This is a genomic window from Bradyrhizobium sp. Crot121 (assembly GCF_059512385.1).
On record NZ_JCAMOR010000140.1, the window covers coordinates 1 to 9,536 of the forward strand.

General features: G+C 59.1%; 7 protein-coding genes and 2 pseudogenes. 5 read left to right on the forward strand and 4 right to left on the reverse strand.

The window, feature by feature from the left end:
- Both modB and modA read right to left on the reverse strand, forming a co-directional pair.
- On the reverse strand, positions 1 to 552 hold a 552-nt coding region (gene modB, locus AC5ZGW_RS44070; protein ID WP_496114120.1), incomplete at its 3' end, for a molybdate ABC transporter permease subunit.
- 9 nt (positions 553 to 561) lie between these two features.
- Positions 562 to 1,287: a molybdate ABC transporter substrate-binding protein gene (gene modA / locus AC5ZGW_RS44075; protein WP_394570274.1), complete on the reverse strand. Its 726-nt coding sequence runs from the start codon at positions 1,285 to 1,287 to the stop codon at positions 562 to 564.
- An 821-nt stretch (positions 1,288 to 2,108) separates the two neighbouring features.
- Between modA and AC5ZGW_RS44080 the strand changes: the two genes are divergently transcribed.
- The 3 genes and pseudogenes from AC5ZGW_RS44080 (at position 2,109) to dctA (ending at position 4,176) form a co-directional block, all read left to right on the forward strand.
- The gene (locus AC5ZGW_RS44080; RefSeq protein ID WP_165421513.1) at positions 2,109 to 2,258 is read left to right on the forward strand and encodes a hypothetical protein; all 150 of its coding nucleotides are present in this window, start codon (positions 2,109 to 2,111) and stop codon (positions 2,256 to 2,258) included.
- Between the two features lie 60 nt (positions 2,259 to 2,318).
- Positions 2,319 to 2,476, forward strand: a pseudogene (locus AC5ZGW_RS44085) (beta-ACP synthase); the annotation flags it as partial.
- Positions 2,477 to 2,853: 377 nt separating this feature from the next.
- Positions 2,854 to 4,176 carry a C4-dicarboxylate transporter DctA gene (gene dctA / locus AC5ZGW_RS44090; RefSeq protein WP_130230649.1) on the forward strand — a complete coding sequence of 441 codons (1,323 nt, stop codon included), beginning with the start codon at positions 2,854 to 2,856 and terminating at the stop codon, positions 4,174 to 4,176.
- Positions 4,177 to 5,302: 1,126 nt separating this feature from the next.
- Here dctA and AC5ZGW_RS44095 read toward each other — a convergent pair.
- Both AC5ZGW_RS44095 and AC5ZGW_RS44100 read right to left on the reverse strand, forming a co-directional pair.
- Positions 5,303 to 5,494 carry a hypothetical protein gene (locus AC5ZGW_RS44095; RefSeq protein WP_028169064.1) on the reverse strand — a complete coding sequence of 64 codons (192 nt, stop codon included), beginning with the start codon at positions 5,492 to 5,494 and terminating at the stop codon, positions 5,303 to 5,305.
- 19 nt (positions 5,495 to 5,513) lie between these two features.
- Complete coding sequence (locus AC5ZGW_RS44100) at positions 5,514 to 5,747, reverse strand: hypothetical protein (RefSeq protein ID WP_245287682.1); 234 nt, start codon at positions 5,745 to 5,747, stop codon at positions 5,514 to 5,516.
- 834 nt (positions 5,748 to 6,581) lie between these two features.
- Here AC5ZGW_RS44100 and AC5ZGW_RS44105 point away from each other — a divergent pair.
- Positions 6,582 to 7,631 (forward strand): annotated as a pseudogene (locus AC5ZGW_RS44105) (IS5 family transposase).
- Entirely contained in the window at positions 7,628 to 7,834 is a 207-nt protein-coding gene (locus AC5ZGW_RS44110) for a hypothetical protein (protein WP_245475127.1), read from the forward strand. The pseudogene AC5ZGW_RS44105 and the gene AC5ZGW_RS44110 overlap by 4 nt, the downstream one beginning before the upstream one ends.
- Positions 7,835 to 9,536 lie beyond the last annotated feature (1,702 nt).

Consider the following 9,536-nt stretch of genomic DNA (forward strand, 5'->3'; position numbering starts at 1 on the left):
GGCCGACAGCACCTTGGTGCGCCCAGGAATGTTGCCGCCGATCATAAGCACGATGCCGAACGTGCCTATCGCATGCGCAAAGCCAAGCATGGCGCCTGTCAGAACACCCGTTCGCGCCACAGGCAAGGCGACCGTGAAGAAGGCATATAACGGTGAGGCGCGCAGAGTGGCAGCGACTTCCAGCGGGCGGTCACCCATCGCAGCGAAGGCGTTGCGGATGGGCTGCACCATCAAAGGCAGCGCTGACAAAACCGATCCGACCACGAGCCCCGTAAAGGTGAAGGCGAGCGTGGCCCCGCCCCAGAGAGAGGCGAGAAGGCCACCCGGGCCGTTCGGGCCGAGCAGGGCCAGCAGATAGAAACCGATTACTGTTGGCGGCAGCACCAGCGGCAGCGCGATGATCGTGGCGACCGCCTCAGCCCAAAGGCTCTTCGAGCGCGCTATCCACCACGCGAGCGGCGTGCCAAGGACCAGCAGGATCACGGTCGTCAGGCTCGCGAGCTCGACCGTGAGCTCGAGCGATTCCCAGATCTCTGGCGAAAAGCCATCCATGCGTCAACTCTAGCTTTGCACGTAGCCACCCCGCGCGATAATCGCGTGGAGTTTTTGCCCTTTAAGAAAATCGACGAAAGCGCGTGTCGCTTTATTATTGGCGCCGCTCTCCAACAGCACGGCATTTGGCCCCATCGGGCCATAAGACTCCCGCGCCACCAGCCAGGGCAAACGGGTTTTGCTGTTTGTGAGCTCGGACGGCGCGACAAATCCGAGCTCGGCATTACCGGTCTCGGATCGATCGGCGTGTGTGATGCTGGCGGTATCGGCCCTCGGCTGAATCGCCGCACTGACGCCTGGCGCTTTCATGACCTGCACCGCCGTTGCGCCATCATAAGGTGCGGCGGCCGGATTGCAGATCGATGACTTTGCCACAGACATCATCTGAAGGCTATCCGCGCGATTGGCGAACTTCACATTCGAACGCCACAGCACGAACTTGCCGCTCTTAGAGGTGAAGCTGTTTCCCGATACCGGGAGACGCTTCTCGCTCTGTTTACTTGGGCGGAACTGGTCGGCCGACAGAAGGATGCAAAGCGCGGGTTGGATGATCCAGCTGCAAAAATGTCCGTGCGCGCGTGAGCTCAACCCGGCCTCGAGCCGCGTCGTCTGAGTGAGCGGTGATGCAATCTCGTTGCTCGGCAGACGGACGTTTGCGGCAAGGGTGGGACTGATGTTCACCGCTGCTGCTTTTTCGAGCAGGATCAGAATCAGAGTTGCATTGATCAGGATCAATCGGGCAAGCCTCATTGGGAAGTCTCTCGGAGCGGGGCGGCCTGCGACCAGTTTGGCCGCGACGGCTTCTGCTCCTGATCCCAGCAAACGGCGTGCCGCTCGCGAAATATGATGCGCGCCTTGCGCCACAGCAGCCAAACACGCTTAAGCGCCAGCCTGGCTGTTGAATTGCGGCGGAATGGCCCCAGCGCCGTGTCAGCTTTCCGACTTCGGCGTGTTCAACCGAACATCTCTAGCCTCTTGAACGAAAAACTTCTTGGGATACTCCGCCCCAACCTTGGCTCCGCCGCGCCGTGATGTCCGACCTTGGATCTTTGAACGGCTCGAACTCCGATCTCCGGCTCATCGGCCGGCCCAACGTAGCCCCCTGGCCTGGGGGTGTCGGAATACGATAAGTTCTGCCTTCACGTCGCCGCTATGAAGCGTCCGTTCGAGAAAAACTCTGTGGCAAGCGACTCGTCCAGGCGCGGCAGGAGCTCAGCGTGTATCGTCCGGTGAAGGAGTATCGAGGCTGTCGTTTGTAGCTGTGCGAAACAATATGACCGAGGCCGGATAACGCCCGGGGGCAGGCTGTATCAAGGCCTTTGAAGGCCTGTCTCCACATGTCGATGGCGTGGATGCGTGCCATCCAAAAAATCAATTTTACCAATGTTACGGAACGTTGCATTGACAGCACCTGACGCCCGACGAATCACGTCGCTGCTTCTGTCGCGCGACGCGTCGCGACGTGGCTCGGCTGGGGGATGGCGCCGCGTTCGCGTCGAAGCGCGTCATGGAAGCAGCAGCATGGCAGTTCAACTCGCGAAGGAAATTGTCGCACGATGAAGGAAAACGCCGTCGGCGGCGGCGAGACAACGACCGCCAGGCAACTGACCTGGTGTGGCATCCAGTCGCTGGAGTTGAGGGACATCATCTGCGACCTGGAGCAGTCCGACGCGATCGAGATTGAGATGAACACGGATGACGCCTGATCGAATCTCAAGAATGTCGGCGACGCGACTGTCCGCGGCGTGGTCGCTGAGAAGGCCTGAATGGGGAGGCGCGTCGTCATTACCGGAATGGGCGGGTTGGGGACCGACGGCGCCTCCATCTATAAGGAGATACGCGAAGGCCGCTCCGCCATTGGCCCGATCGCAACTCCGAGCTCAGGATAGGGGCCAAGCTCAAAACCCTTCCCGAGCATGACATTGCCGCAAGCGGCTGGTCGATCTCGAGGTCGCGCCCACTCTGCCGCGCGAGCGCAAGGTGCGCGTCGCGCCGAGCAATGCCTTTGCCCTCGGCGGCACGAACGTGGTTCTGGGATTCAGCCAAGTGTCGTCAGGAGACAGTCGGTCCACAGTCTCGTCGGTTGAACGGCCGCATGGCTTTGGCGCTTGGCGCGCGACTTGCTTAACAAAAGAAAACACAGGTAACTGCCGACCTACCCTCGGAATTCACGCTGCGATCTGTCGGATTTCCGACATCGCCGTCTTCAATGGGACACGGCTGGCATAAAAGCTCGTCTGATGCCGTCACCGCTCAACGCGCGGCGGCTCGGTGTTCGAGTTCGTATAGGGAAGGAGCGTCATGACCACCATCGCAACTGCGGCGCCCGCGCGGCCGTCGCAAACTTGGTACAAAATTCTCTACGTTCAGGTGCTGATCGCGATCTTGATTGGCGTCGTCGCCGGTTGGCTGTGGCCGTCGCTCGCAACCAACGACTGGATCAAGGCGCTCGGTGATGGATTCATCAAGCTGATCAAGATGGTCATCGCGCCGATTATCTTCTGCACCGTGGTCTCGGGCATCGCGCACATCCAGGATGCGAAAAAGGTCGGCCGGGTCGGCCTCAAGGCGCTGGTCTATTTCGAGATCGTCTCCACTTTTGCCTTGTTGCTCGGCCTGGTGATGGGCAATCTTTTCCAGATTGGCCACGGCCTTGCGGCCAAGCCCGATGCCGCAGCCGTCGCCAATTACGTGAAGCAGGCGGAAGCCTCGAAAAGCGTCGATTTCATCCTCAATATCATTCCCGACAGCGTGGTCGGCGCGCTGGCGCGCGGCGATATCCTGCAGGTACTCTTGTTTGCCATCCTGTTCGGCTTCTCGCTGATGGCGCTGGGTGAGCGCGGCGAGAAGTTGCGCGGCATGATCGACGACACGGCGCACGCCGTGTTCGGCGTCATTGCCATTGTCATGAAGGCAGCGCCGATTGGCGCGTTCGGCGCCATGGCTTTCACGATCGGTAAGTTCGGACCCTCGGCGCTCGGGAATCTGATCGGGCTCATCGCGCTGTTCTATGCCACGGCCGCGCTATTCGTGGTAGTCGTGCTTGGTCTGATCGCGCGTTTCGTTGGCTTTTCGATCTTCAAGTTTATCGCCTATGTCAAAGACGAGCTCTTGCTCGTGCTCGGCACCTCGTCCTCGGAAAGCGCGCTGCCGCAGTTGATGAAGAAGCTCGAGCGGCTAGGCTGCTCCAAGCCCGTGGTCGGGCTCGTGGTGCCGACCGGCTACTCCTTCAACCTCGATGGCACCAACATCTACATGACCTTGGGAACGCTGTTTATCGCGCAGGCGCTCGGGGTCGATCTCACCTTCGGCCAGCAGCTCACGATCCTGATCGTGGCGATGCTGACGTCGAAAGGCGCAAGCGGTATCACCGGGGCCGGCTTCATCACGCTCGCGGCGACGCTATCAGCGGTTAATCCGGCGCTGGTGCCGGGCATGGCAATCGTGTTCTCGATCGATAAATTCATGAGCGAGGTGCGTGCACTTACCAATATCATGGGCAACGGTATTGCCGCGGTGTTCGTGTCCTGGTGGGAAGGCGAACTCGACGAGGCCACGCTTCATGCGCGGCTCAACCAGGAAATTGGTGCGGCCGACGGCGAGACCACAAACACGACGGGGTAGGGGCTGCATTTCTGTTCGTCATTCCAGGACGCGTTGACGCAGGTGTACGCGAACTCGCGAGTCTTGCTTGTCCAAGTCGGCAGCAGCCGACTTGGATTACGAAGGCGGAATCTCTCGCCGCGACCTCTGGATTGCCGGTTCGCTCGCTTTCGTGAGCGCGCCGGAATAACGTCCTAAAGAGGCTGCTCCGTGAGACGAGGGGACGAAACCCTCGGTTTCGCCGGGCGGTTTCTCATGAGCGCCGAGTCTGAACAACTGCTTGAAAGTGATAGTCCTCTATCCAATCGCATGACGGCGAAGCGTTAGCGAAGTGCAATGCCCCATTGCAAGCGGGTCTGAAGGTTAGCTTGAATCGAATTTGGATTCCCAAATCAGGAGACTTCGGATTTACCATGCTGGCTGGGCCTGGAGGCCAGCACGGATCGGCAAGCCTTACTCTGAGGATCTTCGGAAGCGGGGCGTTGCAGGGTTGTTTCCGGTGGATTGTCCTGCAACGAGGCGGCTAAACATTCGGTGTTGCGGTCAGCACGGCCGTTGGATGGGCGCGACGGCATTGCGAGACCGGCAGCGTGGTGCCCGGCAGGGATGCGCGGCAACAGGTCGAAGGCCATTTCCGGCAAACACCGCGTCCGGGTTTTAGGGCGAATCAAGGGGACTTCACCCTGCGCGGCTTGGTCGCCGAGCTCACTGATCGCGGACCTAAGGCTGATTACCGTTCAATATGGGAGTTCTCCACGCCGAGAAGCTCAGCTTGAAAAAACTGTGGCTGGCGAACGCGAGATCTGGGCCAGGACCGATATGGGGCCTTGCGGGGGTGCGCCGCGTGGCCAGAGGATTCACAGCAAGAGTCCCAACGGCCGCTGGACGACCATAACCTTCCTGGCCGCGTTGCGCCATGACCGGATTGAGGCGCCATGGTTTCTCGAGGGCCGAACGATGGCGAGAGTTTCCGCCTCTACGTCGAGAGAGTCCTCCTTCCGACGCTTTGTCCCGGCGACATCCTAACCATGGACGATCTCGGCAGCCACAGACGCAAAATCGTGCGTCAGCTTACCCGCCTCGTGAATTTCGCATAAGTGCCGCTCTCGTGAACCCAGAGCCGATTCTTGGCATCGTGCGACCGTCTTTACAGCTCCGTCTTCGTGCCACAGACTTTTACAGATATAGCGCGCTCGAGCTCGGACGCCAAACCACTCAAGTGATCCGCAAGCTTTGCGAACAGCTCTCGCTTTTCCTGGTCGGTTGCCAGATCGCTGATCAATTTGCACTCGGCTGCATCGGTGCGGAGCTCTTTCAGTTGCTTCTGCAGGTCTTTCATCGGTATGCCCGTGGAGCGGCTATTCAGACCAATTAATCGGAGTGTACTTCAGCTCTCGCCGCTCCATTTCCGAACGAAGCAATTCAGCATAGCTGCGCAGATTGTTACCAACAAAGCGGCAACGTCCGCCGTCCGCGCGACCAGCCAACACTTGCCGCCGCACACTTTCCCAAAGAAACAATAAGCTCTCATCTTTCGAGTTTGAAAACCTCATCCGGACACCCCAATCCTTGCGCGCAAATGCTACCGCCATCTCAACGGCCTGAAGTGTTCGTTTCGGACACTCCCGCGCAGAAACCAAGTACCCGTTGCACATTTGCCACATGAGCCTTTCGGTCACCGCCCTACGCCTATCAGGCGGTTGGAGCAGAGCAGCTGGGTCTTACAGCTTCTGTCTTTGACGGTTCCACATGCTGCCAGCTAGTCGCTGTGGCTCGGACTCATCACTTGGCTGCGAACGCATTTCGCGCTCAGGAAAAAAATTGACTGTGTAAGCGGTCGCGCAGTTCAAAAGGAAGTGAGCGATGGAGGTGGCGTATGTATTCGGCTCTTGTCGGGACTCTTATTCTTTTGAGCATTGGCATCCTATTGGCCCACGCGCCGGACGCTTTTCGCTCGGGTCGTGATAGCAATTCCCGACACTAACTATACTCTCATGCAAACAGCGCCGCGCCCGCCTCAGTGCTGACGACGGATCGCGCCCGGGTAAGCGATCGAGTGCTTCTCTTAGAGCGCCGTCGTGCGTGCAGAGGCCCTCTCCCGTGAGCATAACCATATCAGCGGCCTCGCCCTTGGCCGCTCGGGAGATCCGGCCATCGGCGACTTCGGCGATCCCAAGGTGATCCGGAAATACTGCGAACTGATCGCGGATCCGATCCGCACGCGGGGATCGTATCCTTCTCGCAAGTCGGCGCGAGGCTCAGATCAGACCCGATCAGGAGGTCGCTTATATAGGTGCCGTCTAGCTCTAACAGCCTGTTGAAGAAGTCGGTAGCGAAGCGTTTCGTATCGTGATTCTCTAGGACCAGGATTTAACTGGGGGCGCGATGCGGGGAGTGACGAACAGTCCGGCTCGCTTTTTAGTTATGTGGACCTGGAGGCTCGGGTTCGGGTCGACCACCCGCTACGGGTGATCCGAGACTTGGCGAATGCGGCGCTGGGCGACCTTTCTGGGGAGTTCGGCAAGCTCTATACGAACGTCGATCGCACCGGAGAAGTTGCTTCGGGCGATGCTCCTCCCGGCATTTTATGGGGTTCGCTCGGAACGGCATCTGATGGAATGGATGGAGTTCGATCTTCTGTTCCGCTGGTTCGTTGGGCTCGGGGTGGATGATGCGGTTTTGGGACCATTCGACCTTCTCGAAGAACCGCGACCGGCTGCTCGAAGGCGAGATTGCGGCCAAGTTCCTGAACGCGCTTTTGGCGCAACCAAAGGTCAAGCGTCTACTATCGAGCGATCACTTCTCGGTGGATGGTACGCTGATTGAAAGCCCGGGCTTCGATCAAGAGCTTCCGGAAGAAGGATGGCAGCGACAAAGACGAGGACGGTCCGGGACGCAATGCTGAGCGCAGCTTCCACAAGGAGAAGCGATCGAACGAGACATGCGAGCACGACCGATCCCGAGGCGCGGCTCTACAAGAAGGGTGACGGCCAGCCGGCTAAGCTGAGCTATATGGGCCATGCGCTGATGGAGAACCGCAATGGTTTAGCGGTCTTGGGTGGGGTGAGCCAAGCGACGGGCACCGCCGAACGGGAGATTGCGCTTGCCATATCGACAGGCGCGGGTGCGCGAAACGGATCACTCTGGGGGCGGATAAGGCCTATGATGTCACGCAGTTCGTCCACGAGCTGAGAGATAGATCGGTTACTCCGCATATTGCGATTGATGGACATCTGAGTAAGACCGGCAAGCGGCGCAAGACGGCGATCGACGCGCGGACCACACGTCACAGCGGCTACGACATCAGCCAACGCTGCCGCAAACGCATCGAAGAAGTCTTCGGCTGGATCAAGAGTTCCGCTGGCTTGGCCAAGATCAAGCTGCGAGGCCGCGACCGGGTGGATGCCGTGTTCGTCCTGGCGCTTGCGGTCTATAATTTGATCCGGCTTCCCAAGCTTCTGGCGGCACCGGCATGAGCATTCGGGGCAGATGGCAGGTCGTCGAGACACCGAGCTACGGCATGGCCTTGGCGAGCGCCTACATCCTGTTCGACGAGGCCGGCGGCGAATTCGCCTTCGATTGCCGCACAGGCTCCATTCATGGAACCTGCCACGGCGATGCCGCCGAGTTCGGCTGGCAGGGAAACGACGAAATGGAGCCAGCCGAGGGTGACGGCTAGGCCGAACTGCAGGATGACGGCTCACTCGAAGGGGAGATCTGCCTTCTCAACGGTGACAACATCCCATTCATCGCGCGCCGTTCAAAGACTTCTTCAACAGCCTGCTAGCTAGGGGCGGCTAGGTTGGTTCTTTGGCTCGGGCGAATCCGTTCGGAGATCAGAGTCCCGCTGCAGGTCGCGTAAACGAAGTCTCCGCGACATCGAAATCCAGAGATCGTCGGGCCAGCTATTTAGATCAATGTCGATCACAAGCGCAACGCAACCCACGCCCTGAGGAGGCGGCCCATACTTGGCACGCGAACAAGTGAACATCCGTGCGGCCCTTGCACCGGGGGGTGGGGCCGGATCATCGGCGCCTTTTCGTGTGGCATATCATTTGCAAGGGGTCATGCGGGCTGGACACGGCCAGGTGCCGCGCCATGCCCCAACAGCCCGACGCACCTCATACCCGGCAGTGTGCGTCGGGCTTCGCGCTGTTTCAGCGTCCACGCTCGGCCGCATTCACCGGTGCTAAGTCGGATGTAGAGTGGTTCGATAGGCCGAGACCGCGCTGCCGTTTCACTTCGAGAAAGTGGGACACTATGTACTGGCGCCGGTGCAACAACAAAGACTCTTGGTGGTCCTGGCGTGGGCAATCACTTCCCGGCGTATGTGGAGAACACGTTTGTCAACTTGCATACGCTAGATCGCGCGACCGGATTTGCCGAATTGAATAACGTGCGCGAATTTCCGGAACACCTCGGTCATCCGTTGGTTGCTTGTCTTTCCTGCTACAGGATGGGCGACATCTCCTATGTTCGGTGTCGAAACGGCCGCGCCCCATGCGCGCGCTGAACGAAATCGGCGAAGACGTTTCCCAGCACCAAACCGACGTGCCTAAGTTGCCTCTAAGATCCTGGAGGCCGCGATCCGCAAAGAGAGGTCAATCGACGACCTCAAGCGTATAGGCCAGAAGGCGCTTGCCAATGCGGCCATCTTGTGTCGCCAGCTTGGCAGCTTTGGCATGTCATTTCGCTCATGAGAACGCATAGACGACCCAGCAGATACCGGCCCAGAGGAGAGCGCTGACAAGCATCGCCGCAAGCGGCCAGGAATTCAATCTGATCCGCGACTGCGAAGCATCAGGACGCAATGCGCGATCGGCTTTACCGCCTTCAAGCACGCGCGGTTTTGGTTTGCACCAGCGCGTCATCCGTGCACCATCCTTGCGCTGTGCAAGTTGATTAGGGTCACAGCAATTCGAAGATCACCAAGCGAAGTGAACTGCGTCTCGATGCCGATAGGATTGGCGTCGTGAGGCTGGCGAGCCTGATTGTCAGCCTGGCCGACTACCAGAGTCGCGCATCGTTCAGCTGAGGTTGAAATGCCGTGCCTTGTTTGATGTGACTGTAACATTGTCCATTCGCGCCGCATCTCAAAGTGGCCCCATGACCGGCCTCCGCTTGATGGTGTCGCTATCTCCTTGGTAGGTTGAAGGTGACTGCCACATGAGGTCTGCCTATTGTACAGCTACAACCGGCCTTCAGCACCGCATTGATCAGGCTCAATCGAGCAAGTCTCATTGTGAATTCCTATTTCAGTGACCAGCGGCCGACCTTTAACTGCGGCATCTTTCACTCAGCAATCGTATCCGTCCGGTGAAGCTTTCAATTACCCATAACTTTGACCACTCGGGCTGATCCGCCGATCGGCCAAATCTTGA

Excerpts from the sequence above, each read along its gene's own strand:
- AC5ZGW_RS44095 (WP_028169064.1), bottom strand. The coding sequence starts at position 5,494 with ATGAAAGACCTGCAGAAGCAACTGAAAGAGCTCCGCACCGATGCAGCC.
- AC5ZGW_RS44110 (WP_245475127.1), top strand. The coding sequence starts at position 7,628 with ATGAGCATTCGGGGCAGATGGCAGGTCGTCGAGACACCGAGCTACGGC.
- AC5ZGW_RS44080 (WP_165421513.1), top strand. The coding sequence starts at position 2,109 with ATGAAGGAAAACGCCGTCGGCGGCGGCGAGACAACGACCGCCAGGCAA.
- AC5ZGW_RS44100 (WP_245287682.1), bottom strand. The coding sequence starts at position 5,747 with ATGGCGGTAGCATTTGCGCGCAAGGATTGGGGTGTCCGGATGAGGTTT.
- dctA (WP_130230649.1), top strand. The coding sequence starts at position 2,854 with ATGACCACCATCGCAACTGCGGCGCCCGCGCGGCCGTCGCAAACTTGG.